This window comes from Pseudofrankia coriaricola, assembly GCF_001854805.1.
GTDB lineage: Bacteria > Actinomycetota > Actinomycetes > Frankiales > Frankiaceae > Pseudofrankia.
In genome coordinates this window covers 78,739-103,605 of the sequence record NZ_MBLO01000263.1, presented here as the reverse complement: position 1 = coordinate 103,605, position 24,867 = coordinate 78,739, and the positions used below count along the sequence as shown (strand labels likewise).

General features: G+C 70.6%; 19 protein-coding genes and 1 pseudogene. 13 read left to right on the top strand and 7 right to left on the bottom strand.

What is annotated here, in order from left to right:
* Nucleotides 1-44 precede the first annotated feature (44 nt).
* Nucleotides 45-1,262: an ABC transporter substrate-binding protein gene (locus tag BCD48_RS40555; RefSeq protein ID WP_071053703.1), complete on the top strand. Its 1,218-nt coding sequence runs from the start codon at nucleotides 45-47 to the stop codon at nucleotides 1,260-1,262.
* 276 nt (nucleotides 1,263-1,538) lie between these two features.
* Here BCD48_RS40555 and BCD48_RS40545 read toward each other — a convergent pair whose 3' ends face one another.
* The 6 genes from BCD48_RS40545 to BCD48_RS40520 form a co-directional block, all read right to left on the bottom strand.
* Nucleotides 1,539-2,909, bottom strand: coding sequence for a sensor histidine kinase (locus BCD48_RS40545; protein ID WP_083419961.1), 1,371 nt, complete (start codon nucleotides 2,907-2,909; stop codon nucleotides 1,539-1,541).
* 10 nt (nucleotides 2,910-2,919) lie between these two features.
* Complete coding sequence (locus tag BCD48_RS40540; protein WP_083419953.1) at nucleotides 2,920-5,157, bottom strand: MMPL family transporter; 2,238 nt, start codon at nucleotides 5,155-5,157, stop codon at nucleotides 2,920-2,922.
* 161 nt (nucleotides 5,158-5,318) lie between these two features.
* The gene (locus tag BCD48_RS40535) at nucleotides 5,319-6,830 is read right to left on the bottom strand and encodes a protein kinase domain-containing protein (RefSeq protein WP_198543592.1); all 1,512 of its coding nucleotides are present in this window, start codon (nucleotides 6,828-6,830) and stop codon (nucleotides 5,319-5,321) included.
* 171 nt (nucleotides 6,831-7,001) lie between these two features.
* On the bottom strand, nucleotides 7,002-7,829 hold the full coding sequence (locus BCD48_RS40530) for an LmeA family phospholipid-binding protein (protein ID WP_241842367.1): 828 nt from the start codon (nucleotides 7,827-7,829) through the stop codon (nucleotides 7,002-7,004).
* A 331-nt stretch (nucleotides 7,830-8,160) separates the two neighbouring features.
* Nucleotides 8,161-9,225 (bottom strand): phosphotransferase family protein, encoded by a 1,065-nt coding sequence (locus BCD48_RS40525; RefSeq protein ID WP_241842366.1) that lies wholly within the window; start codon nucleotides 9,223-9,225, stop codon nucleotides 8,161-8,163.
* Between the two features lie 254 nt (nucleotides 9,226-9,479).
* A complete protein-coding gene (locus tag BCD48_RS40520; RefSeq protein WP_071053700.1) occupies nucleotides 9,480-10,778 on the bottom strand; it encodes an ABC transporter substrate-binding protein in 1,299 nt (432 codons plus the stop codon).
* Nucleotides 10,779-11,129: 351 nt separating this feature from the next.
* On the opposite strand from BCD48_RS40520, the gene BCD48_RS40515 reads away from it, so the two are divergent.
* From BCD48_RS40515 to BCD48_RS40470, 10 genes and pseudogenes are all read left to right on the top strand, one after another.
* On the top strand, nucleotides 11,130-12,341 hold the full coding sequence (locus BCD48_RS40515) for a CaiB/BaiF CoA transferase family protein (protein ID WP_071053723.1): 1,212 nt from the start codon (nucleotides 11,130-11,132) through the stop codon (nucleotides 12,339-12,341).
* A gap of 89 nt (nucleotides 12,342-12,430) precedes the next feature.
* Nucleotides 12,431-12,841 (top strand): annotated as a pseudogene (locus BCD48_RS40510) (Zn-ribbon domain-containing OB-fold protein); the annotation flags it as partial.
* Nucleotides 12,842-12,849: 8 nt separating this feature from the next.
* Nucleotides 12,850-14,052, top strand: a complete 1,203-nt coding sequence (locus BCD48_RS40505; protein ID WP_071053699.1) for a thiolase family protein — start codon at nucleotides 12,850-12,852, stop codon at nucleotides 14,050-14,052.
* Between the two features lie 128 nt (nucleotides 14,053-14,180).
* Nucleotides 14,181-15,650, top strand: a complete 1,470-nt coding sequence (locus tag BCD48_RS40500) for an aldehyde dehydrogenase family protein (RefSeq protein WP_071053698.1) — start codon at nucleotides 14,181-14,183, stop codon at nucleotides 15,648-15,650.
* Between the two features lie 37 nt (nucleotides 15,651-15,687).
* On the top strand, nucleotides 15,688-16,896 hold the full coding sequence (locus tag BCD48_RS40495) for an amidohydrolase family protein (RefSeq protein ID WP_071053697.1): 1,209 nt from the start codon (nucleotides 15,688-15,690) through the stop codon (nucleotides 16,894-16,896).
* 65 nt (nucleotides 16,897-16,961) lie between these two features.
* Nucleotides 16,962-17,750 carry an SDR family NAD(P)-dependent oxidoreductase gene (locus tag BCD48_RS40490; protein WP_071053696.1) on the top strand — a complete coding sequence of 263 codons (789 nt, stop codon included), beginning with the start codon at nucleotides 16,962-16,964 and terminating at the stop codon, nucleotides 17,748-17,750.
* A 4-nt stretch (nucleotides 17,751-17,754) separates the two neighbouring features.
* A complete protein-coding gene (locus tag BCD48_RS40485) occupies nucleotides 17,755-18,999 on the top strand; it encodes a cytochrome P450 (protein WP_071053695.1) in 1,245 nt (414 codons plus the stop codon).
* 32 nt (nucleotides 19,000-19,031) lie between these two features.
* Nucleotides 19,032-19,475 (top strand): nitroreductase family deazaflavin-dependent oxidoreductase, encoded by a 444-nt coding sequence (locus BCD48_RS40480; protein WP_071053694.1) that lies wholly within the window; start codon nucleotides 19,032-19,034, stop codon nucleotides 19,473-19,475.
* A 10-nt stretch (nucleotides 19,476-19,485) separates the two neighbouring features.
* On the top strand, nucleotides 19,486-20,136 hold the full coding sequence (locus tag BCD48_RS40475; protein WP_071053693.1) for a TetR/AcrR family transcriptional regulator: 651 nt from the start codon (nucleotides 19,486-19,488) through the stop codon (nucleotides 20,134-20,136).
* A gap of 273 nt (nucleotides 20,137-20,409) precedes the next feature.
* Nucleotides 20,410-22,065 carry an AMP-binding protein gene (locus BCD48_RS40470; protein WP_071053692.1) on the top strand — a complete coding sequence of 552 codons (1,656 nt, stop codon included), beginning with the start codon at nucleotides 20,410-20,412 and terminating at the stop codon, nucleotides 22,063-22,065.
* Here BCD48_RS40470 and BCD48_RS40465 read toward each other — a convergent pair.
* On the bottom strand, nucleotides 22,062-22,976 hold the full coding sequence (locus BCD48_RS40465) for an IclR family transcriptional regulator (protein ID WP_071053691.1): 915 nt from the start codon (nucleotides 22,974-22,976) through the stop codon (nucleotides 22,062-22,064). The two genes, BCD48_RS40470 and BCD48_RS40465, sit on opposite strands and share 4 nt — an antisense overlap.
* A 405-nt stretch (nucleotides 22,977-23,381) precedes the next feature.
* On the opposite strand from BCD48_RS40465, the gene BCD48_RS40460 reads away from it, so the two are divergent.
* Both BCD48_RS40460 and BCD48_RS40455 read left to right on the top strand, forming a co-directional pair.
* Nucleotides 23,382-23,876 (top strand): flavin reductase family protein, encoded by a 495-nt coding sequence (locus tag BCD48_RS40460; protein ID WP_071053690.1) that lies wholly within the window; start codon nucleotides 23,382-23,384, stop codon nucleotides 23,874-23,876.
* Between the two features lie 106 nt (nucleotides 23,877-23,982).
* Complete coding sequence (locus BCD48_RS40455; protein WP_071053721.1) at nucleotides 23,983-24,753, top strand: SDR family NAD(P)-dependent oxidoreductase; 771 nt, start codon at nucleotides 23,983-23,985, stop codon at nucleotides 24,751-24,753.
* Nucleotides 24,754-24,867: the final 114 nt, after the last annotated feature.

Below are 24,867 nucleotides of genomic sequence, written 5' to 3'. Positions count from 1 at the left end.
TACGCACCATATTCGTCCCCTACCGGAATACATGAGGGATTCGCATGCGCTTACCTAAGCCTCGGGCGCCTCTGGGGGTGGCGAGCGCGGTCCTCGTTGTCGTCGCCGTGACCGGCTGCTCCTCGGCGAGCACGGGGAGCGGAGCGGCCGGGGCCTGCGACTCGCCCGGGGTCACCCAAGGCCAAGTGACGCTCGGGTTCGTCTATCCCGACACGGGGGCATCCAGTTCGGCGCTGTCCTCGGCGCGAGCCGGCCTTGCCGCCAGGATCGGCCTCGCGAACGAGGAAGGCGGTGTCCATGGCCGCCGGATCGCCTACGAATGGCGAGACGACGCGGGCTCCGGATCGGTTGCCGCGACCGCGACCGAAGAACTCATCGACCATGAGAAGGTCTTCGGCCTCGTGACGGCCAGCGCCGCCCTCGGCGATTCGATGGACCGCCTGACCCAGCAGGGGGTGCCGGTCACCGGGGTCGCCGTCGAACCGTCCTGGGCCGGGCGGGAGAACATGTTCTCCTTCGTGTACTCGGCCTCACCCGTCGTCGTCGGCCGCTACATCCGAGCCGCTCGCGGCACCCGGGTCGCCATCATCACCGGGGACCAGTCGGAGGTGAGCTCCGGCCTCACAGGGGAGTACGCCCAGGGCCTGAAAGCCGCCGGGATCAGCACGGTCCAGGCGTTCCCCTACGTGGCCGGCATCGGCGACCCTGACCAGGTGGCCGGCAAGATCGCGGATTTCGGTGCCGACGCCCTGCTGGGAATCACCGCCCCGGACGACTTCGCCAAGATCGTGCAGGCGACTCGCATAGCGGGGGCCCACCTCGCAGTCAGCGTGGTGCTCACCGGCTACGACCGCGGGCTGCTGTCATCCATCGGTCCGGCGCTCGCCGGCGTGTCGATGCCGGTGTTCTTCCGCCCGTTCGAAGCCGGCGGCTTGGCGATTCAACGCTACAAGGACGCGATGAGCCGCTACGCCCCGGAGTCCACGAACACCGACCAGCAGTTCGCGATGTTCACCTACATCAACACCGACCTGTTCCTGCGTGGCCTCGACCTGGCGGGACCCTGCCCCATCCGTGACGACTTCATCAAAGCCCTGCGCGGCGTGCCCAACTACGATGCGGATGGCCTCATCGCGCCCGTCGACCTGCGCGACTATTCGGGCAAGCCATTGTCCTGCTACGCCTTCGTGCAGGTGAACCCCACCGGTACCGCGTTCGCGACGGCTCGAGAGCGTGTTTGTGCCGACGGCAGCACCTCATGACGCTGCCGTCCGGACAAAGATCGCAGCACATGCCGAGCACTGGCCAAAGACCGACCGACGCACGCTGACGCGGAAGCGCCAGCGTGCGTCGCCGGCCCGGCCGTGCCCTGGGTTCAGGGGAGAGGACAGCACGCACGGGATGGGCGACCAGGATGGTGATCTCGCGTTCGCGGGCGGTGAGCTCGTTCATGGCCGGGAGCGCGGCGTCGAGCAGGAGCTTGAAGGTGGCGCGCAGCGGCTCCTGGACGTCGGCGAGCACGATCCTGATCGGGGCTGTCACGGCATGGGCTCCTCGGTCTCGGGCGTGGCGGCGTTCCCGGCGGGGGCCGCCAGGTCCTCGGTGGGGTGATCCGGCCTGGTACGCAGCTTGGCGGTGACAAGGTAGCCGCCGTCGTCGGTCGGGCCGGCCTCCAGCGTCCCGCCCGCGGCGCGGGCGCGTTCGCGTAGGCCGATCAGTCCGTGCCCGGTTCCGACGTGGCGGGTGTGACCGGGCTGGAGCGAGCGGGCGTTGCGGATCTCGATTGTCAGGTGGCCGGGCGTCCAGTTCAGGGTGACGGTGACGGGCGCGCCGGGGGCGTGTTTGGTGGCGTTGGTGAGTGCCTCCTGGATGATCCGGTAGGCGGCCAGGTCGCTCTGGTGGCTCAGCGCGGCCGCCTGGCCGTGGATGTCGAGCGCGAGGTGAGCGCCCGCGTCGCGGAACCGGCCCAGCAGGCCGTCGAGCTCCGCCAGACCGGCGACGGGTGCAAGAGAGGGGGAGCCGACGGGCCGGTGGCCGGTGGCCGACAGGTCGCGGCCGCCCGGCCGCTCGTGCTCGGTGGGCTCGGCGTCGTCGGGGTCGCGGCGCAGCAGGACGAGGGCGGCCCGCAGGTCGTCGATGGCCGCGGAGGTGTGCTGGGTGATGCCGCGCAGGGCCTGGCGCGCGGTTCGGGGGTCGGTGTCGAGCAGGTAGTCGGCGATGCCGGCCTGTGCGTCGACGAGGGCCAGGTTGTGGGCGAGTGTGTCGTGCAGCTCCCGGGCGATGCGCAGCCGCTCGTCGAGTACGGCCCGCCGGGACTGTTCGCTGGCCTCGCGGGCTCGCCGTGTCCGCGCGTCGTGCCGGGCGCGTACCCCGACACCAGCGCCGGTGGCGATGACGACTAGTTGGACCATGACGAGGTCGGTGCCCGCCAGGGAGAGCGGCTGGAAGAGCAGCGCGGCGGCCAGGAGCACGAATGCGGCGACGCCGCCGGCGATCCATCCGTCCCGTTGCCGGCGGCGGGCCGCGACGGTGTACACGGCGATCATCGTGGCGATCGGGACGGGCTGGTAGGCGCCGACGGTGCTTCCGGGCAGGCCGGCGTCGAGGTTGGGCATGACCGCGAGGTGGCATGCCTCGACGACCACGACGGCGGCGAGAACGGGCTCGGGCCAGTAGGTCCGTACCAGGAGCGGCAGCCAGGACACGACGGTGAGGAGCAGAAGCTCCGTGCCGGGGAACGTCGCGGTACCGGAGCGGACGACGACCACGGCTGTCATAGCGGCCAGCACGACGACGGTGACGACGACGTCCCACCGGGTGGGACGCCTGCTCTCGCTGAGCAGGCGTCGCCAGCCGGTGGTTCCGGCTGCGCCGTCGGTGTTTCCGGCGGCGGATCGGATGATCGTCACGGCTCCTCGGTCACCGCCGGTCCGCCACCGCCGAGGCATGGCCGGCCACGCCGACCAGGTCGTCCGTGGGCGGCGCGTCCACCTGGTCGGACGGTATGTCGATCTTGTCGGCGGGGCCTTCGATCGCCAGGTGCGGTGTGAGGCGGTCGGCCCAGCGAGGATATGCCCACACCCGGTCGCCGATCATCCGCAGGAGCGCCGGGACGAGGATCATGCGCACGACGAAGGCGTCCACGACGACCGCGAGGGCAAGGCCGATGCCGATGCAGGAGACGATCCGCTGGCCGCTGAACCCGAACGAGGAGAACACGCACAGCATGATGACGGCGGCGGTGGCGATGACCTTGGCGGTCTCGGCGACACCCACGCGGATCGAGCGCGTGTTGTCGCGTGTGTGCGCCCATTCCTCGCGGATGCGGCTCACCAGGAACACCTGGTAGTCCATCGACAGGCCGAACATCACCCCGACGACCATGATGGGGACGATGTAGGAGATCGGCGCGCCGTCTCCGACGCCGAGCAGGTTGCTGGCCCAGCCCCACTGAAAGATCGCGGTCAGTGCGCCCAGGCCCACGAGGATCGTCGCCAGGTTGCTGACCGCCCCGACCAGCGGCACCAGCAGGCTGCGGAACGCGAGCACCAACAGCAGGAATCCGAGGCCGGCCACCAGCACCAGGTAGAGCGGCAGCTTGCTCATCAGCGCGTGCGCGATGTCGATGTTGGTCGCCGTCTGGCCACCGACGGACACCTGGAGGTGGCTGCCGGCCTCGGCGGCCGGGATCACGTCCCGCCGCAGGTGATCCACCAGGTCGACGGTCGCCTTGGCGCCCGAGCTGCTCGACGGCGTCACCTGGACGACCTGGATGCCGTCACCGGCGGTCGCGCCGACCGCGACCGAGGCGACGTCGGGCACCGACGGCAGCTGCGTGACCAGCACGTCCAGCGCCCGCGCGGAACCCGCGTCGGGAGTCTCGGCCACCAGCAGGAGGGTAGCGTCGATGCCGCCGCCGAACGCGGGGCTCATCAGCTCGTAGTACTGACGCGACGTCGAGCCGGCCGGGTCGCTGCTGGCGTCGGCCTCACCGACCCGCATCGACAGCACCGGGAGCGCGAGCGCGGCCAGTACGACCAGCGCGAGCACCGCCATCGGCGCGGGAACACGGGTGACGAGCGCTGCCCAGCGCCTGGCGGGCCCACGGCGAGCGTGCGCACGTCTCGATGTCGGCCCGCTCACCGCGGGCGCGCCGCTGTTGGACAGGAGGCGGCGCTGCCGGCGGGACAGCACGCGCGGGCCGAGGACGGACAGTAGCGCGGGCAGCAGGGTGATCGCTGCCAGCACGGTGAACAGCACGGTCACCGCGGCCGCCTGGCCCATGCCGGTGAGGACACCCATGCCGCCAACGAACATCGCGAGCAGCGCGGCGATCACCGTCAGACCGGCGAAGATCACCGCTCGGCCGGAGGTGTTGCCGGCCTGCCCGATGGCGTCGGTCACCGAGGCTCCAGCCATCAGGGCCTTGCGGTGCCGGTCGACGATGAACAGCGCGTAGTCGATGCCGACGCCCAGGCCGATCAGCGACCCCATAGTGATCGACTCGCTGGACAGGTCGACGACGTGGGACCCGACCATGACGAACAGCAGCGAGGCGACCACGCCGACCACGCCGGTAATGATGGGAAGCGCCGCGGCCCAGGCGGAGCGGAACATCACCAGCAGCACCAGCAGCGCCGCCAGGATGCCGACGACCTCGGCGATGCCGCCCGCCTTGGTCTCGGGCGCGAACGCCTGCCCACCGGTCTCGACCTTGAGGTGGTCGTTCTCGATTGACTGGGCGGCCTGGCGGACCTGGGCGACATCGACGTCGTCGGTGACGGTCACGTCGGCGTAGGCCGTGTTCTGACTGGTGTTGAGCCGCGACGGGTCGCCGGCGGTGTAAGGGCTCGCGACGGCGTCGACGCCGGGCAGCGACGCGACCTTCGCGAGCATGCCGGCGACGTCGTCGCGCACCGGGGCCGAGTCGACGGCCTGTCCGGTGGCGTGCCAGACGATGCGGCCGGTCTCGGTCGAGCCGGCGGAGGTGCCGAGCAGGGTGTAAGCATGCGCCGACTCGCTGCTGGGCAGGTCGGCGACGGTCTTGAAGTTGGACCCCAGTCCGACGACGAGGCTGATCAGGACGACGACGGCGCCGGCCCACACCCCGAGAACGACGAGGCGATGCCGTGCGCACCACCGGGCAAGAACGGACACGGAACTGCCTTTCGCGAGCTCGAATGTGACACCTCACGGTCCCGCCAAGGCTGCCCCGCGGCGTCCACCCTCTGCCGTCATCCGCGCATACCACGACCGCGGTACGCCATCGCAGGTCCTGCCTCAGCGGGCGTACGGGAGTCGTCGGGCTGGAAAGCTGTTCAGATTGGTATCGACACGCCGGTGCCGGTCGAACTGCCGTGCAGTTGCAGCCGGTTCAGTCTTGCTCCCCTGGGGATGTCGAAGACCAGCCTGCCGTGTATCGACGCGCCAGGGCCGGCCGACTGCCATACCGTCTCGCCGAGCAGATAGAAACGAGACAGGTAATCGGCTGAGTGGCGGCCACCGGTGGAGTCGTATGCGTACTGGTTGGCGTTCTGCAGCTGGCGCGACGATTCGCCGACATTGCGGATCGTCATCGTCACCAGGCAGAACTGGCCGTTCGCGCGGCGTGCCAGAAAATCGGGGCCGAGCTGTTCGACGCCGCATTCGACGCCCTCGACGGTGAACTGCAGCCCACCGTCGCGGAAGCTGTCCGGACTCGGCGAGGGGGTCGGCTGCGCCGAGGAGACCGGGGCGGCGGCGGGCGCCGCGGCGGCGGACAGAGCCGAGGACTGGCCGCGGTGTCGCACCGCCACCGTCAACATCGTCGCGAGGGCCAGCAGCAGCACCCCGCCGACGAGCAGGACGGATCTGCGCGCCGGTGGCCGCCGCGGCAGCCACGTCCGGGTCCGCGGTAGCCGCGTCTGTGTCCGTGGAAGCCGTGGTGGGGTGCCGGTGAGGCCCAGCAGCCGGATCGCCGGGTCGGTGGACTGGTCGTCCGGGCGACGCTGGACCAGGCACAGGAGCAGATCCCGGGCAGTGGGCCGGGACGACGGGTCCTTCGCGAGAGCGTTCCAGACAAGATCATCCAGCTGCTCGGGAAGACCGGCCAGATCGGGCTCGGCGCTGGTGATACGCCGGGCCACCTCGAGGTCGGTCTCACCGCCGAACGGGTGCCGGCCGGTGGCCGCGCAGGCGATGAGCATGCCCCAGGTGAACACGTCGGCCGCCGGTCCGATCGGCTGGCCGTTGACCTGCTCGGGTGCCATCCAGCCCGCCGAGCCGAACCCCCAGTCGGTGGGCTTTGCCAGGCCGCCGTCCAGCGTCTGGGCAATGCCGAAGTCGATCACCCTCGGTCCGGACAGCGAAAGGATCACATTGCTGGGCTTGAGGTCCCGATGCACCAGGCCGGCATGGTGGATCGCGGTCAGCGCCGTCGCCACGCCGACCGCCAGCCCGGTGAGCGTGGAGGGGCTGAGCGGGCCGATGGCGACCGCCTGGTCGAGGCGGAGGCCGCCGATGAACTCGGTCACCAGATACGGCGCGAACGCGTCGGGGTCGGCATCGAGAACCTCTGCGGTGCAGAACGGCGCGACCCGGCGCGCTGCCTCGATCTCCCGCCGGAAACGGCGGCGGAACTCCTGGTCACTGGCCAGGTCCGGCCGGATCACCTTGACCGCGACGGCGCGGCCACCGGGGTCCCGGCCGAGGTAGACGGTGCCCATTCCTCCCTCGCCCAGCCTGCTGACGAGCGTATAAGGGCCGACCGCGTCCGGGTCGTACGGCGAGAGTGCCTCGCCCGGAACCGTCGTGGCGCCGGAGCGGCTCGTTACCAGCGTCCGCTGGGTCACCGGGCCGTCCACGCCTGCCCGCCCCTGGCCGCGCGGTTTTCCATGGTCATCTTGTGGCTCACCTCCAGGTGGATATCTGCTCGCTGGCCTGTCGGCTCGGTGGTCCGTCGGCTCGCCGGTCTCAGCCTGGCGGTCGCGGCTCACCCGACCGCGCCGCCGCGTGGCCGGCGCTCAACAGCCCCGGAGCCGGGTCGTCGGGGTCTGCGTCGTGTCCAGGCTGAGGTCGTCGGCCTCCGCGGTGACCTCGATGCCGGACGGCGTCACCGCGGCCGACGTCACTTCCAGGTCCAACGGCAGGCTGGAAAGCGGTATGGCCACGGTGAGGGCCCGCACGGTGCTCGTGGGGATTCGCACGGCACCCAGTCCGTCGACGCCGAGCGCGGTGGGCGCGAGGGTGAGCTGGTTGTTCTCGACGGTGGCCCGCACGTCGCCGAACACCTTGACCTGCCCGACGAGCGGCACGTCCACCGGTGCCGAGATCCGCATCCCGTCGCTGGCCGCGTTCAGCCGGACGTCTCCGGGCTGGTTGGCGAGGTAGGCGTTGAGATCCGCGTAGGTGAGCCGCACCGAACCGACCACCTGATCGACCGGCAGCGTTTTCACGTCATTGCCGATCAGCTTGCTCAGCGGGAGGTGCACCCCTTTGACATGCACATTGATGTCGTCGACGCACACGTCGGACACGGCGACCCGGCGAATGCGAAGGCCGATGTCCTTGTAGTCGCCCATGACCACCTGGGTCAGGAACGGGTATCCACCGACCGAGGCCGCCGGCTTGTTCGGCAGCTGCTGGCTCTTCTGAATCTGGCTGACCATCTGGGACGCCGCGAGGTGAGCCGCCAGCCGGTCCATCGCCCCGAGCACGATGACCAGAAGGACGAGCGAGGCCGCCAGTATCCGGCGCCACCTGCGGCGGCGGCCGGGCTCGACGGCGGCTGCCTGCGCGCCAGCCGGTTCCTCCACGTTCAGCGGCGATGGGCCTGTCCCCGGCGTCTCCACCCAGTTCGGATCTTGCTGCCGCCACGCCTCGTGATCGCCCGCCTCGCGGGACCGCGGCGATCGGACGGGCGGCGGCGGATGGCCGACTGGACGCGGGACGGTAGCCACGGAAGGTGCCTCCAGAATGAGCTTGGGTACCTACCACGCTCCCTGGGATGGCCCCTCCCGTCGTCATCCGTATGTGGACACTTCCGCCTACCGCAGACGCGGTACCTGGACCGACGGCGGGCAGCCGCGATCAGTGCACCGACTCGGCGACCACCCGCCTGGGCCGCGCCGCCACCTACTACCTGCGCTGCCCGCCCGACATCTACCTGCGCGCGACGTCGCCCTACCCGGCGACCGCGGCGAAGACGTCGTGGTCCGCGGCGGCCGTTCCGAGCCGTTCCAGGAGCGAGGCGGTGATGGGCGGGTCGACCTTGACCGTGACGCCCCAGAGGTAGAAGCCGTGCAGGACGCCGCGGCCAAGGAGGTTCCACGCCTCGTCCCAGGCGGGCGCCTCAATCCCGGCCGCCCGCAGGCGGTCGAGGTAGTGCGCGAGAAGGTCGCGTTCGTGGCTTCTGCGGTCCGCGACGCTCAGCACGGAAGCAATGTGATAGCCGACGTCGAGGTACCAGGGCCCGCGCTGCACCAGCTGCCAGTCCATGAACGCGGGCCGCCCACGGCCGTCGAGGTAGAGGTTCCCGATGTGCGGGTCGCCGTGGATCACGGTCCAGGGCGAGGCGCCGGTGACCTCGTCCGCCAGGGTTCGGTAGCACGACACGAGGCGCTCGGCGTCGCGGGCCTCGTCGGGGACGCCGGCTCCGATCCAGCAGGCGAAGTTCGCGGCGATCTCGGTAAGGCCGCGTAGCCGCAGGTACAACTCCATGCGGTTGCGCAGCCAGCCGACATCGGCGAGGGCCGGATCCGCCCAGGTGCTGGCATGCAGGGTGGCCAGCTGCTCCAGGCTCGCGGCTGCCTGGTCCGGGGTGAACTGGCTCAGCCCGTCGAGGAAGATCGCGCCGTCGGTGACCACGTCCTCGGTGATGAGGATGTTCCTGCCTGTCTGAGCGTCGACGTCCGCGAAGACGCTACGCAGGGTGCGGACGCCGGCACGGCCGGCCAGGTCCCGGTAGAAGCTGGTCTCGGGTATACCCGCGGCGCTGGCGGGCCGGTTGACCTCGCCGAAATAGCCCTTGGCGCACAGATGCGGAGACAGCCCGGACGGAACCCCTCCGGCGCACTCGATGTGGAACCGGGCGTTGGTCGAGACACGGCTGACCACCGGGCCCGGTGTGACCGCGGTGACCTCGATCCCGGGGAAACGGGTTCCCAGTGCCTCGCTCAGCCAGCGAGGCGACAGCACGTCGGCGAGGTTCTCGGGTAACGCGACCCTACGGTCGGTGGACTCGGGCACGATGCGTCCTCCTAGGTCAGGCACGGTCGGACGGGAATTCGGACGGGAATTCGGACGGGAATGGTGACTGCCGACAGATCCAGAAGCAGGCTCCCTTGGGCTGTTCGGGATGCGCGGTCAGCTCCGCGATAGCTCTCGGCTTCACGATGACGCGGCGGCGCGCCCCGAGAGCCCGGAGCGCGCCGCCGCGGACACGACCGGAGGCCACCGGTCCGCCGAGCGCGGACCGGTGGCCGGGCCTGGCCGTCCCTGGCCTAGACTCCGGCGACCTCGTATGTCGTCGGCCGTCCCTTGTCGTCGAGCGTGGTGATCAGCCCGCCGCGGACACACGCGGCCGGGAGGGCCGGAACCGCCTTGCCGCCGCACTGGAACCGCCGTCCGCCGGAGCCGGGCAGTTCCTTCTGGGGCATCGTCCTGATCGTTGCGGCGACCGTCTGCGGCGTGATGTCACCCTTGAGATCCGCCACAGCCGTCTGCAGACCGGCGACCGCCATGAAGGTGTTGATCCCGGCGATCTTGCTCGTGTCGATGCCCTGGCCGTAGGTCGTGGCGACAGCGTTGAAGAGCTGGGTCGACGGGTTGTCCGTGCCGAGCGGCGCCGCCGCGGCGAGGCTGATGCCCTTGAGCTGGCCGCCGGGAATGGCGGTGCGGGTCGCGTCGGTGATGCACTGCGCGATGGCCGAGATGGGACCGGTGAACCCGACGGCCTGCAGGCCCTTGAGGGCGCTGATGCAGAACGAGTCGTTACCCAGGATGAACACCGCGCCGCCGTCGGCCGCGATCTTCTGCATCTGCGGCGTCATGTCGGCGGTTCCCGGGGCGATGGCGACCATCTCGAAGTCGAGGCCCGCCTGGTCGAAGGCCGGGGCGGCGGATGCCAGCACACCCTTGGCGGCCGGCACGTCGATCACCACCGCGGTGACCTTCTTGACGCCCGCCTTCTTCGCGATGGTGATCGGGAGCCCGATGTCCTCGAAGGTCGGGTCGGAGAGCGTGAAGGTGCTCTTGGTGTCCTGGACTATGGCGGGAGCGCTGGCCAGGTAGAGCACCACGGGCACGCCCGCGTCGTGCAGCGGCGTCCAGGCGGCCTCCTGCGCGGCGACGCCGCCGACGACCACGGCGACGGCGTTCTGCTCGATCATCTGGTTGGCGCAGTCGGCGGTCTTCGACGGGTCGGCCTGCGATTCGCAGGTCACCATCTCGATCGGCCGGCCGCCGATGCCGGAGCGGTGCTCGTTGAGGTAGCTCGCGGTGGCCTTGGCCACCTGGATCTCGACGGACTGGTCGGCGATGGCCGACTTCCCGTCGGAGATGAGGCCGATCTTCACCGAAGCGCCGGTCGCCTTCGCCACGGGTCCCAGCGCGTTGGTCGCGGGTGTGGCGCTGGCGTTCGTCCCCCCGTCGCCGGGCGCGTCGGAACCGCCGCCGCAGGCCGAGACGAGCAGCAGGCTCGCCGCCAGCCCGCCAGCCAGAGCGGTTAAGCGGACCGCGGTCGTGCGCGTTGCCACCTGTCTGCGCCGTGGTGCGCCTTGGTGTGGGCCGTTGTGCCGCATGGGCGAGTACCTCGTTTCGCTAGTTCGTCCCGGACGTCGAGACCGGAGAGGCAGCAGTGATCGGAAGCCGTGGTCGGCCACGACGGTCGCCGTCGCCGTGGCTCGCGGCGCCGGGACCTGGGGCGTTGGCTGGCTGGTGGCTGTGAGGAGGATCGCAACACCCTCGAGAGAAGTCAACGTTCCGCATAACGCGATACGAGGACTTCCCAAACCGAACTGGGCGACCTACAGTCGGCGGTCACCGGCAGTCGGGCGGTCGCTGGGCGGCGCCCCCATCTGACCGGCATGGCCAGCCGGCCCCAGCCCAACGAGCCGGGCGTGCTCGTCTCGATCAAGAAGAGGAGGTGGCTCGTGGGGAAGGGTGCCTTCGACGGCTTACGCGTCGTCGAGCTCGCCCAGTGGGTGTTCGTACCCGTCGCCGGCGCGTTGCTGGCGGACTGGGGGGCCGACGTGATCCGGGTCGAGCGGCCCGAAGGTGACCCGTACCGCGCGCTCGCCACCCAGGGCATCGGCACCGACAGCGGCGGGGTGAACCTCTCGGTCGCGCTGGCGAACCGCGGCAAGCGTTCGGTCGCGCTGGACCTGCGCACCGACGCCGGCCGCGCCGCGCTCGACCGGCTGCTGGCGACGGCCGACGTCTTCCTGACCAACTTCCGGCCCGGCGCCCTGGACCGTCTCGGCCTCGGTGCCGACGACCTGACCGGGCGCTTCCCCCGGCTGGTCTACGCCCGGGGCCATGGCTTCGGCGTGCGCGGCCCGGGCGCTGACCGGCCCGGGTACGACTCGTCCGCCTTCTGGGCGCAGGGCGGGATGGCGCACGTGCTAACGCCGCCGGACCGGGATGCGCCGATCGGTCAGCGCGGCGCGATGGGCGACCGCAACGGCGCGATGGCGCTGGCCTTCGGCATCGCCACGGCGCTGCTGCGCCGTGAGCGGACCGGTGAGGGCGGCGTGGTGGACGTCTCGCTGCTGGCCACCGCGATGTGGACGCTGTCCTCCGACGTGCTCGCGGCTCTGACCGGCGGACGACCGCGCGCCGCGACCGGGAGCGGGGGGTACGTCAACCCCCTGGTCGGGGCGTACCGGACGAGCGACGGGCGGCACATCCAGCTCGTCTTCCTGGAGGCCGACCGCTACTGGGACGGCTTCTGCCGCTTGGTCGGCCGCGAGGACCTGGCCACCGACCCGCGCTTCGCGGACCTGCGCGCCCGGGCCGAGAACCGGGACGCCTGCGTCGACGAGCTGGAGGCCGAGTTCGCGAAGCGGTCCTTCGTCGAGTGGCAGGACCTTCTCGGCCGGATCGACGCGCCGTGGGCTCCCGTGCAGGCCGTCGAGGAGCTGCTCGCCGACCCGCAGGTGCTCGCCAACGACTACCTGGGTGAGGTGGACCCGGACGGCGGTCCTGCCTACCGGCTGCCGAACGTGCCGGTGCAGCTCGACGGCCGGCCCCCCGCGCTGCGGCGCGCCCCGGAGCACGGCGAACACACCGAGGCGATCCTGCTCGACCTCGGCTACACCTGGGAGCAGATCACCGAGCTCAAGGACGCCGGAGCGATCCCGTGACGGCGCCGCGACCTCGCCCGGCCGAACCGAAGCCGGCCGAACGGCACGCCGCCGAACCGCGTCCGGCTGCGTCCGGGGCGGTCCCGCCGGTGGAGGGCCGGCCGCTTCCGGTCCCGGACGCGGTGTCGGCCGCCTACTGGGACGCCGCGGCCAGACATGTTCTGACCACAGCCCGGTGCGCGCGCTGTCGCGCCTTCGCGGTCCCGCCCGACCAGGTCTGCCCGGCCTGCGGAAGCTCCGACCCCGGTTTCGCCTTCGAGGAGGTCAGCGGGCGGGGGGTGGTCCGCTCCTGGACGGTCGTCCGGCAGTCGAACCTGGCGGGGTTCGCCGCCGACGTGCCGTTCTATCTCGTCGACGTCGAGCTCGTCGAGCAGCCCGAACTGCGCATGATCGGCCGTCTCCTCGACGGGGCCGCCGCCGGGCCGCGGCTCGGTGCCCCGGTCGCGGTGGCGTTCGAGGACGTTGCGCCCGGCGTGGCCGTCCCGGCCTTCCGGCTCGCGGGGACACCATGAGCCCCGGGTCCGGCGCGCGCGGCCGGGTCGCGATCGTCGGCCACGGGCACAGCCAGGTGTGGCGGCACGCGCCGCGGGCGCTGGGCGCCGTCGCCGTCGACACCGCACGGGCGGCCATCGAGGACGCGGGACTGAAGCCCAGCGACATCGACGGGTTCGTCACCGCCCCGCTGTTCCCGACAGCCGGGGCGCACACCGTCGAGGACGGGGTCAGCACGGTCACGGCACAGTGGCTAGCCGACCACCTCGGCGCCGCGGCCAGGTACGCGGCTGGGTTCCAGGGCATCGGGCAGCTGCCCGGAGCCGTGGCGCTCGCCGTCGGCGCCATCGTCAGCGGCGCCGCCGACCACGTGCTGCTTCACCGGGCCCTGCACAACCCGCCGGGCCGCTATCACGGCAACCCGATGCGGACCGCCGGGGGCGCCCAGCAGTGGACCGCGCCGCAGGGGTACTTCGGGCCGTTGCCGATGATCGCGCTCCCGTACAACGAGTACCTCCAGCGCCATGGCGCCCGCCGGGAAGCGATGGCGACGGTGGTGGCCGAGGCGCGCAAGAACGGCGCGCGGATCCCGTGGTCCTACTGGTACGGGAAACCGCTCAGCCCAGACGACTACCTGTCCGCTCCGATGATCAGCGATCCGGTCTGCAGGTACGACTGCGACCTCCCGGTCGACGGGGTTGCGGCGTTCGTCCTGACGTCCGCCGAACGGGCCCGGGACCTGCCACACCGGCCGGTTCACATCGCCGGGTGCGCCTCCGCCGCCCCGCCCCGCCACAGGTTGCCGCTGCACTGGCCGCTCGACGACATCATGGCGGCCGGCACGGGGCTGGTCGGCCGGCTGTGGGAGGCGGCCGGGGTCCGACCGGGCGAGGTGGACCTGCCGCAGCTCTACGACGGCTTCTCGCCGTTCGTCTACTTCTGGCTCGAGGCGCTGGGGCTGTGCCCCATCGGCGAGGCGCACCGCTTCGTCCAAGACGGCCGGATCGACAGCGACCTGCCGGGCGGCCTGCCGGTGCTCTCCGGCGGCGGCGCCCTCGGCAACGGTCGCATGCACGGCGTTCCCCAGATGCTCGAGTGCTACCTGCAGCTGTCCGGCCGGGCCGGACCGCGCCAGCGTGCGCGCGCGACGGTCGGCGTCGCCTGCCAGTCCTCACCCCACTTCGGCGGCGCGGTCGTCTACACCGCCGAACCGACCTGAGAACCGTCACCTTCAACAACCCGCGCGTTTCGCGGCCGCGTCCACGCCCGCGAACGGGTCGAGCCGGCCCGACTCGCGTGGCGCCGACCAGCGTCGGCGCACCCCTGACACAGGAAGGAGCGGGCCTCGTGACAAAGATCCTCGCCGAACGCCGCTCGTACATCGCCGGCAGCTGGGCCGACGGCGACGCGACGTTCGACATCGAGAACCCGGCCGACGAGTCGACCGTGGCGAGCGTCGTGGCGGCGTCGCCCGCCGACGTCGAGCGGGCGGTCCTCGCGGCGCGAGACAGTTTCGACCGGGGAGTCTGGGCCGACGCGCCGGTCACCGAGCGCGCCGCGGTCCTGCGCGCCTTCCTCGACCAGATCGAGACCTGGCACGCGCCACTGGTAGCCACCATGATCGCCGAGGCGGGCCAGCCGACCGCCTTCGCCGAGCACGCGCAGTACCAGGCCGGGATCGCGCTCGCCCGCGCCACCATCGACCTGTACCTGTCGATGGCGCACGAGCAGGCCAGCCCGGTCCCACTCGACGAGCTGGTACGCGCCAGGCTCACGGCGAGCGTGCGCCGCCACGAGCCGATCGGTGTCGTGTCGGCGATCACGCCCTACAACGGCGCGATCATCATGGCGTTCCAGAAGCTGTTCCCGGCGCTGATGGCCGGGAACTCGGTCGTGCTGCGGCCGAGCCCGCTCACGCCGCTCTCGTCGCTGGTCTTCGGCACCGCCGCGGACGCCGTGGGCCTGCCGGCCGGTGTGCTCAGCGTCGTCGTCGAGGACGGCTCCGCCGGCGCCGAAGTGCTCACCACCCATCCCGCGGTCGACATGGTGTCGTTCACCGGCTCGACCGCGGTCGGCCGCCGCATCCTCGCCCAGGCCGCCCCGACCGTGAAGCGGGTCGCGCTCGAGCTCGGCGGCAAGTCGGCGCAGATCTACCTGCCGGACGCGGTGGACCGCGTCGCCGCCGGCGCCACGGCGGTCGTGGCGATGACCGCGGGCCAGGCGTGCGTCGCCGCCACCCGCATCCTCGTCCCCGCGGACCGCAAGGACGAGGTGGTCGACACCGTCTCCCAGACGTACGCCGCCCTGGTCGTCGGCCCGCCGACCGACCCGGCGGCCACGATGGGCCCCCTCATCAACGACGCCGCCCGCGCCCGCTGCGCCACCATCGTCGCGGCGGCCGAGCGGCACGGCGGCAAGATCGCCCTCGGCGGCGGCCGGCCGGCCGGGCTCGACCGTGGTTACTACGTCGAGCCGACGGTCCTCGACCTGCCCGACAACGCCAACCCCGCGGCGCGGGAGGAGATCTTCGGCCCGGTGGTGAGCGTGCTCGGCTACCGCGACCTCGACGACGCGGTGCGCATCGCCAACGACAGTCCCTACGGCCTGTCCGGCCAGGTCTACGGCAGGGACCTGGCGGCGGCGACGGCGGTGGCCCGCCGGCTGCGCACCGGAGCGGTCAACGTCAACGCGAGCCTCTTCAGCGCCTACGCGCCGAGCGGCGGCTACAAGCAGAGCGGCCTCGGCCGCGAGCGCGGGCCCGACGGCATCCGGGCCTTCCAGGAGGTCAAGCACATCGCCATCGGCGAACTGCACTAGGGCGCTCCCGGGGACCCACCGACCCAAAGGAGAAGAAATGACCTCGGACCTGAACCTCGACTGGCTGATCTCGGTCGACGACCACGTGCTGGAACCGCCGCACCTGTGGGTCGACCGGGTCGCCGCCAAGGACCGCGACCGCGCTCCCCACATGGAGTTCGACGACGACGGCATGGACGTGTGGGTCTATGACGGCAAGCGGTTCCCCTCCTCGGGCCTGTCCGCGGTGGCGGGCAAGTCGAAGGAGGAGTTCTCCCCAGAGCCGCTGTCCTACAGCGAGATGCGCCCGGGCTGCTACGACGCCGCCGAGCGCCTCAAGGACATGGACCAGGCCGGGGTCCTCGCGTCGCTGTGCTTCCCGACGCTCCCTCGGTTCTGCGGGCAGATGTTCTACGAGGCATCCGACCGGGACTTCGGGCTGGTCTGCCTGCGTGCCTACAACGACTGGATGCTCGAGGAATGGTGCGGCGCGGCGCCTGGCCGCTACATCCCGCTCGTCCTGATCCCGTTGTGGGACCCCGCCCTGGCCGTCAAGGAGATGGAGCGCTGCGCGGCGAAGGGCGCGACCACGTTCGCGTTCTCGGAGAACCCGGAGCCGCTGGGCCTGCCGACGATCCACGATCCGTCCGGCTACTGGGACCCGGTCATGGCCGCCGCCAACGACCTGCGGATGGTGGTCTCGATGCACGTCGGCTCGTCGTCCCAGGTACCGAAGATCGCCTCCAACACTCCGTTCATGGCGAACCTCACCTGGGGCGCCATGCGGACCTCCGGAACCATGCTGTCCTGGCTGTTCTCCGGCATGTTCCAGCGCTTCCCCAAGCTGAAGATCGCCCTGTCCGAGGGCGAGATCGGCTGGATGCCGTACTACCTGGAGCGCGCCGAGCAGGTCCTCGACAAGCAGCGCTACTGGGTCCAGCGAGGCACGAAGTTCGCGGACCACGACGGCGTGACCGGCGTCGACCTCGACACCCTCGACATCCGCGCCACCTTCCGCGACCACATCTTCGGTTGCTTCATCGAGGACCACCACGGCATCGCCAGCCTCGCCGAGATCGGCGAGGACAACATCATGTGCGAAACCGACTACCCGCACTCCGACTCCACCTGGCCCAACTGCATCCAGACCGTGAAGAACATCATCAGCCGCCTGCCGGCCGAAACCCAGTACAAGCTGCTGCGCGGCAACGCCGAACGCCTCTACCGGTTCACCCCCGCCACCCCACCCGTGCTGGCGGGGATCTGAATGACCGGTGGCGCCATCGCCATGGTGACTGCCGCCGGCGACCACACATCACGGAAGGAGGAAGCGTGACCACCACCCTGCTCGACGGCAAGAGCACGGTCGTGACCGGCGCCGGGTCGGGCGTCGGTCGTGCGTCGGCCCTGAGGTTCGCCGAGGAGGGCGCCCGCGTCGTGTGCGCCGACATCGACCTCGGCTCCGCCAAGGAGACCGTCCGGCTGATCGAGGCGGCCGGCGGCACCGCCGTCGCGGTCGCCTGCGACGTGGCCACGGAAGGTGACGTGGCCGCGATGGTCGCGGCCGCCGTGGACCAGTTCGGCCGGCTCGACGTCATGTTCAACAACGCGGGAATCCCGACGCCGCGGTTCGGCTCCGGGCTCACCGATCACACTGTCGCCGACTTCGACCGCCTCGTCGGGGTCAACCTGCGCGGGGTGTTCCTCGGATCGCGCCAGGCCGTGCTGAGGTTCCGCGACCAGGGCGACGGCGGCGTGATCGTCAACACCGGCTCGGTCGCCGGGCTCGTCTCCTGGGGCGGCTCCGTCTACGGCGCCACCAAGGCCGCGGTCCACCAGCTGACCCGCGCCGTGGCGATCGAGGGAGCACCCTTCGGCATCCGCGCCAACGCCATCTGCCCGGCGGGCATGCCGGCGACGAGGTTCATGGCGGCCGGCGGCATGCCGGACAGTCCCGAGACGCGGGAACGGACCGCCCAGCAGGTCGGCGCCATGCACCCGCTCGGCCGCCCGATCACCGTCGAGGACTGCGCCGAGGCGGCCGTCTTCCTGGCCTCGGACCGCGCCGCCAACATCACCGGCGTGCTGCTGCCCATCGACGGCGGATACGTGGCCAGGTGATCCGATGACGACCACCCATCTTCTCGACCGGGACCGGGTCCGCCGGCTGTTCGACCTGCGCAGCAGCTACAACACCTATGTCGGCGGCGACTTCACGGCCGACCCCAATCCCGTCTGGCGGGAGCTGCGGGAGCGGGCCGTTGTCCACGAGGGCACGGTCCATGAGCTGACCGGCTACCAGGGGCACGCCTTCTTCCACGGCCTGCCGGAACCGGACCGCCCGCACTTCTCCACGTTCAGCTTCGCGGCGTGCGACGAGGTCTACCGGAACGAGGAGCTGTTCTCCTCGTCGACGGGCGAGGCCGGCCCGGACGACGGCATCGGGTTCGAGTCCAGCATGCTGACGATGGGCGGGAACCGGCACCGCCGCTACCGCGCCCTCGTCCAGCCGTCGTTCGTGCCGGCGAAGGCCAAGTGGTGGGGCGGCAGATGGATCGAGGAGACGGTCCGTGACCTGATCGACGGCTTCGTCGACGAGGGCCGCGCCGAGCTCAACGTCGACTTCTGCGCCGCCATCCCGGTACTGACGATCACCAGCAGCTTCGGCGTCCCGGTCGACCAGGCCCTGGCGTTGCGGGAGGTCCTCAATCAGCCGGCGAAGGTCGTCGAGATCATCGCCCCGATCGTCGCCGCGCGCCGCGAACAGCCCCAGGACGATCTGATCAGTGTCCTCGTCGAGGCGGAGATCACCGACGAGGACGGAGTCAGGCATCGGCTCTCCGACGCCGAGATCTACTCGTTCGCCATCCTGCTGCTGCTCGCGGGCTCCGGCACGACCTGGAAGCAGATGGGCATCACGCTGACCGCCCTGCTGACCCGGCCGGACGTGCTGGCCGCGGTCCGCGAGGACCGTGCGCTGCTGCGCGCGGCCATCGAGGAATCGGTGCGCTGGACGCCCACGGATCCGATGTTCTCCCGCTGGGTCACCCGGGATGTCGACTTCCACGGCGTGCACCTGCCCAAGGGGTCGGTGCTGCACCTGTGTGTCGGTGCCGCGAACCGGGACCCGGCCCGCTGGGAGCGCCCGGACGAGTTCGACATCACCCGCCCGCTGAAGCGCTCGCTCGGCTTCGGCGGCGGCCCGCACATCTGCCTGGGCATGCACGTCGCCCGCGCCGAGATGGCGGTCGGCATCGGCGCGTTGCTGGACCGGCTGCCGAACCTGCGGCTCGACCCGGACGCGCCGCCGCCGGCGTTGATCGGGATGTACGAGCGCGGCGCGACCGAGATCCCCGTGCTGTTCGGCTGACGCCGGCCACGGGTCACCAGAAGGGCATCTCCATGAACTCACCGGGCTACCGGCCTCCCGACCTCGCCCTCGTGGGCCCCGAGCATGTGCGGCGCTACCAGGAGACCGGCGGCGAGGTCGGCTACGAGTGGAACGGCGTGCCGATCCTGCTCCTGACCACGACCGGGCGGCACAGCGGCCTGCCCCGGACCACGGCGCTCATCTTCGCCCGCGACGGGGACGACCACCTGGTCGTGGCCTCCAAGGGCGGATCTGCCGAGCATCCCGAGTGGTACCGGAACCTGGTCGCCAGACCCGAGGTCGAGATCCAGGTCCGCGCCGAGCGGCGGAAAGTCCGCGCGGCTACGGCCGCGACCGCGGACAAGCCGCGGCTATGGGAGATCCTGACGGCGATCTGGCCGAACTATGACACCTACCAGGCGCGCACGGAGCGGCCCATTCCCGTCGTGGTGCTGTCGCCTGCCGAGCAAAGGTAACGTTCCTGTCATGAGCAGGGCCGAACGCGCCGCTGAGCGGTCGCCGGTGATGTCTCGCGCTCGCTCGCGAACCATCCAACAGACGCGCGACCTTGTCGACGCCGCCCGCCGCCTGATCGCCGTCAAGGGATCCTCCTTCACGACGCAGGACCTCGTGAAGGAGGCGGGCGTGTCCATGCAGACCTTCTACCGGCACTTCGCCGGAAAGGACCAGCTGCTCCTCGCCGCCATCGAGGACATCGTGGCTGAGTCCACCGAGGGATACGAGCAGGCCGCGCGCGAGCTCCCCGACCCGATGGCACGGCTGCGACACCATCTCCTGTCGGTCGTCGCCCCACTGACCGACAATCCATCCCTGGCCCGGTTCGTGACCTCCGAGCACTGGCGGCTACGCGAGCGATTCCCGGACGAGATAGCAGCCGCCGACCGGCCCTTCGTCGACCTGATCGAACGAGACCTGAGAGCGGCTCAGGACGCGGGCCTGCTGCCACCGAGCGACTCCGGACGGGACGCGGAGACGATCGCCCAGTTCGCGATGTCCGTGTTCCACCACTACGCGTTCGCCCGCGGGCCCCGGCCACTGGACGACCTCGGCGACTACCTCTGGGACTTCTGCCTGGGCGGCATCAGCCGTTCGGGCGTTCCCAGCCGAACACCATGATCCACGACAGATCGCTCGAGCCTGGGGTGGACACCGCCGGCGGGTCCGTCGAGGAACGCCCCAGCTCCACCCACTAGTCGCCTGTTTCTCGGCCGAGCGCCGCGCCCATCGCGCGGTGGGTTCCAGGCGGTCCCACAACCCTGCCGGGGACGGCGCCAGCATCGCGAACAGCCGCGTTGTCGCGCTGCGTGGGCGACATCGCCGGCGGCCCGTTCCGTCAACCGAACGTCGCCGCGCCCTCACCGACGGCGCAGTCGGTCCCAAGGAGACCCCATGTCAGCACAGCGATGGCCGGTCCGACCAGTACCGGTCGGCTTGACCGCCGAATGGCGGCGAGCCGGCCTGTGGGACGACACGACGTTCGGCGCGAAGATCGACAGGGCTCTTCGCGACCACGCCTCGCAGGACTTCCATGTCCATTCACTGGAGCGGCCCTGGAAGGGGACCTTCGGCGAGCTGCGAGAGCGGGCGCTCGCGGTGGCCGGTGGGCTGGCCGCGCGCGGAGTGCGCCCAGGCGACGCGGTCGCCTTCCAGCTGCCCAACTGGGCGGAGGCCGCCGTCGTCTTCTACGCCTCCTCTTTCCTAGGCGCCGTCGTGGTACCGATCGTGCATTTCTACGGCGTCAAGGAGGTCTCGTACATCCTTCGCCGCACGGAGGTGGTCGCGTTCGTCACGGCGGCTCGGTTCGGGCGACGCGACTTTCTGGCGGATCTCCCGAAGGTCGTGGACGGCGTCCACTCACTGAAGACAGTGGCGGTCGTCGGGGGAGCCGACGGACCGCTGCCCGCGAACGCCGTGCCCTTCGACGCGTTGGCGACCGGCCCCGCCCTGGCCGGGCCGGTCGACGCCGACCCGGACAGCGCCGTGGTCGTCGCCTACACCTCGGGCACGACGGCCGATCCGAAGGGAGTCGTGCACTCCCACAACACACTCGGAGCGGAGCTCCTGCACCTCGACTACATGAACGCCAGCGGTGGGCTGCCCTCGCTGGTCGGCGCCCCTGTCGGTCATTTCATGGGCATGCTCACCGGGCTTCTCCTGCCCGCTGTCAATGCCATGCCGGTGCACCTGATCGACGTCTGGGACCCCGCTCGGGTGCTGTCCACCATCCTGACCTGGGGACTGGCGGCCGGGACCGGGTCGACGTTCTTTCTCACGAGCCTCCTGGACCACCCCGACCTGACCAACGACCACCTAAGCCTTATGCGCAACGTCGGGCTCGGCGGATCGGCCGTGCCAGTAACCGTCGCGGAACGGGCGACCGCGGCCGGGATCTCGGTGCTGCGCAGCTTCGGTTCGACCGAGCACCCGTCGATCACGGGATCGCGGCACAAGGACGACGCCCGGTGGAGGCTGCGCACCGACGGCCCACCGATGCCCGGAGTCGAGATCAGACTGCTCGACGACGACGGTCGACCGGTGCCCTTGGGCACGGCCGGGGAGATCTGGTCACGTGGGCCGGACTGCTGCGTCGGCTACACCGATCCGGAGCTCACGGCCCGCGCGTTCGATGCCGACGGCTGGTACCGCACCGAGGACGTCGGCGTGCTCGATGACGACGGGTGCCTCACGATCACGGACCGCAAGAAGGACATCATCATCCGGGGTGGCGAGAACGTCAGCGCGGCCGAGGTCGAGGAGCTGCTGCTGCGGACCGTGCCCGGCCTTCTGGAGGTCGCTGTGATCTCGATTCCGGACGCCCGGCTCGGCGAGAAGGTGGGCGCCGTGCTGCGGATGGCGCCAGGGACGCCCGCGCCCGGCCTCGACGACGTGCGCGGGCGGCTCCTCGACGCCGGCCTGGGCCGGCAGAAGCTACCGGAGTACCTCGCCGCGGTGGATGACTTCCCCCGGACGTCGACAGCGAAGATCGTAAAGGCGGCGCTGCGGCGTTCGGTCGGCGCGCGCCTGGCGGCCGCTGGACCGGGTTAGGAGAAGCTCTCGTCGGGCGCGCGGCCGCCGCTCCTCTTGGTGATCTTCGAAGTCACGTCGGTAAGTCGCTGGCCATAGGGCTCGACCTCCTGGGACCTCAGGTTTCGAGGGAAGCCACTGAGGGTCAACGCCAGGCAGACGCGGCCCGCGGTGTCGAAAATGGGCGCGCTGATCATGCTGAGCTGATGGGACTCGATGCCGTCGAGGTCGGCGAGAAGGTAGTCGTCGCGGGTGCTCATGGCCTGGAGTACGCGTTCGACCGCCGCGCGGACCTCGGCGTCGCCATCGTTGTCAGCGAGGGTGTGGAGCGCGGTGCTGAGGCCGTCGCGGCGATCGTCCTCGAGCGCGACGGTGTATCCGCGTCGGCGGATCGTCTTGATGACGTCACGGTAGGCGCCGAGGCGGTGGTCGTCGAGACGAGTGTTGAGCCGTCGCAGCCACGATTCGACGGTTGCCGTTTCGGACCAGGCGACGAAGACCGTGCCCAGCGGTGGCGAGAGTGGCACCCGGGAGCCGGGCCGTGATCCCAGGCCGGCGGGTGCGTCGGCGTGGCTCTCCACGGCGAGGATCACGATGTCGTCGCCGTGGGCGGTGCTCGCGACGACCTGGACGCCGAGTTCGTCGCGAAGCCGGCGCATGTGTGGCCGGGCCAGCTCCAGCGCACGGCGTTCGGGCCCGCCGGCCGCGTCGCCGACCGCGATGAGGGCGGGTCCGAGACGGTAGGTCTTGTCGACGACGTCCCGCGCCAACCAGCCGGCGTCGGTGAGTGCGGCCAGCATGGCGTGGGCGGTCGCCTTGTTCAGGTCGAGGCGGCGCGCGAGGTCGGACAGGCCGAACAGTTGGTCGGGATGCGCGCTCAGGAAGGTGATGAGGGCGACGGTCCGTTCGACGCCGGGAGCTGGCCGGGGCATCAACGCACTCCTGTCATCGCTCGCGGCCGGCGACCGAGGCGCCGGACCGACCCGGCCGGCCCACGACTACCCCCGCGGCCCGCTGTCTCGGACGGCCGGCAGGCCGGGACGTCCGTCTTGTGAACGAGGTCGGGTCTCGCAAGGCTCTCGATCGCTATACCAAACATGCCGATTGCTATAGCGACCAGTGTAGGTCTGTGGGCGGCGATGTCAATGCCGGCCCGGACGGGTGAGATCTCGGTTGACACGGGCTCGCGAGGATGATTACGTTTGTTAAAACAATTCAAACGTTTGCTATTGCAAACAATGTGGACTCGGGGCCGCGAACACTCGGCCCGCGAACGCCGAATGCGAGGTCGTCATGACCGCCCTCGACCCAACTCCCTTCATCCACATGGCGCGCCGATGAGCCAGACCGAGGTGCACACACGTGCCTACCGCGACACACTCGGCACGTTCGCCACGGGCATCGCGATCGTCACCGCGGTCCACCCGACGGACGGCCCGGTCGGCCTGACCGCCAACTCCTTCAGCGCGGTCTCGCTGACTCCGCCGCTTGTGCTGTTCTGCGCTGCGCGGACCTCAACGACCTGGCCGGCGATCCGCGCCACCGGCCGGTTCTGCGTGAACATCCTCGCGGAGCACCAGGAGGAGCTGTCGCGCCAGTTCACCGGCCGGAGCGATGACCGCTTCCGAGGCATCGGCTGGCGGCCGTCGGGCTCCGGCGCGCCCATCCTGCCCGGGGTCGCGTCATGGATGGACTGCCGGATCGAGACCCTGCACGAGGCCGGCGACCACACGATCGTGATCGGCAGAATCGACGAACACGCGGTCGAGGATGAGCAGGTCACGCCGCTCCTGTACTACCGCAGTCGATACGCGCGCCTCGGCGCCGGGTAGCTGTGAGCGGCTCTACGAGTGATCGGCGACGTTCCCGAGGGCGATGGTGGACATGCCCTTCCTATATGGCCGAGACGTGACCTCGGCGAGAGGAGCTAACGTGGTGATGAGCGAGGGCCGGCTGGCGGGCATGGTCGCCATGGTGAGCGGAGCCGGCCGCGGGATAGGGGAAGCCACGGCCACCCGCTTCGTCGAAGAAGGCGGAACAGTCTTCTTAGCCGACGTCAACGACCGGGCCACGGCGCTCCTCGCCGAACGGCTCGGTGAGTCAGCCATCGCCGTCCATCTCGACGTGACCGAGGCCGAATCATGGTCGCGGGCCGTCGAGCTGGTGGTCGAGCGTTTCGGACGCATCGACGTACTGGTCAACAACGCAGGCATCGGGGCCGGGGGACCGTTACATCTCGCTCCTCTCTCCGAGCACTACCGCGTCATCGACGTGAACCTTCATGGAACGTTTCTCGGGATGCGGTCGGCGACCAGCGCCATGGCGGCGGGCGGCGGAGGATCGATCGTCAACATCTCGTCCATCGACGGCCTCGTCGGGATACGCAACCTGACCACGTACGTCGCGTCCAAGCACGCCGTGACCGGTATGACCCGCTCCGCCGCGATCGAGCTCGGCCCTCTGGGGATCCGCGTCAACTCAATTCATCCCGGAGTCATCTCCACCCCGTTGGTGATGGATTCTCCAGTCAAGGACCAGCTTGACGGCGTGGTGGCGAGGCAACCGATTCCAAGAATGGGACGGCCCGAGGAGATCGCCGCGATGGCCCTGTTTCTCGCATCGTCCGAGAGCTCCTACTGCACCGGCGCCGCATTCGTGGTGGACGGCGGCCATCTGGCGGGCCCGTGGCGGGAGGAGTATCAGTTCTGAACGCCGACACCAGAACCCGATTTCAGGTCCTTGCCCGGACGGAAACGGACGGGGACGCGACCGCGGCGCAGAGGGGGCACCTCAGCTGAGGCAGCGCGGCAGGACGCGTCTCAG

Excerpts from the sequence above, each read along its gene's own strand:
- BCD48_RS40465 (WP_071053691.1), bottom strand. The coding sequence starts at position 22,976 with ATGCCCCGGCCAGCTCCCGGCGTCGAACGGACCGTCGCCCTCATCACC.
- BCD48_RS40520 (WP_071053700.1), bottom strand. The coding sequence starts at position 10,778 with ATGCGGCACAACGGCCCACACCAAGGCGCACCACGGCGCAGACAGGTG.
- BCD48_RS40555 (WP_071053703.1), top strand. The coding sequence starts at position 45 with ATGCGCTTACCTAAGCCTCGGGCGCCTCTGGGGGTGGCGAGCGCGGTC.
- BCD48_RS40460 (WP_071053690.1), top strand. The coding sequence starts at position 23,382 with ATGAGCCAGACCGAGGTGCACACACGTGCCTACCGCGACACACTCGGC.
- BCD48_RS40455 (WP_071053721.1), top strand. The coding sequence starts at position 23,983 with ATGAGCGAGGGCCGGCTGGCGGGCATGGTCGCCATGGTGAGCGGAGCC.
- BCD48_RS40495 (WP_071053697.1), top strand. The coding sequence starts at position 15,688 with ATGACCTCGGACCTGAACCTCGACTGGCTGATCTCGGTCGACGACCAC.
- BCD48_RS40480 (WP_071053694.1), top strand. The coding sequence starts at position 19,032 with ATGAACTCACCGGGCTACCGGCCTCCCGACCTCGCCCTCGTGGGCCCC.
- BCD48_RS40475 (WP_071053693.1), top strand. The coding sequence starts at position 19,486 with ATGAGCAGGGCCGAACGCGCCGCTGAGCGGTCGCCGGTGATGTCTCGC.
- BCD48_RS40470 (WP_071053692.1), top strand. The coding sequence starts at position 20,410 with ATGTCAGCACAGCGATGGCCGGTCCGACCAGTACCGGTCGGCTTGACC.
- BCD48_RS40485 (WP_071053695.1), top strand. The coding sequence starts at position 17,755 with ATGACGACCACCCATCTTCTCGACCGGGACCGGGTCCGCCGGCTGTTC.
- BCD48_RS40505 (WP_071053699.1), top strand. The coding sequence starts at position 12,850 with ATGAGCCCCGGGTCCGGCGCGCGCGGCCGGGTCGCGATCGTCGGCCAC.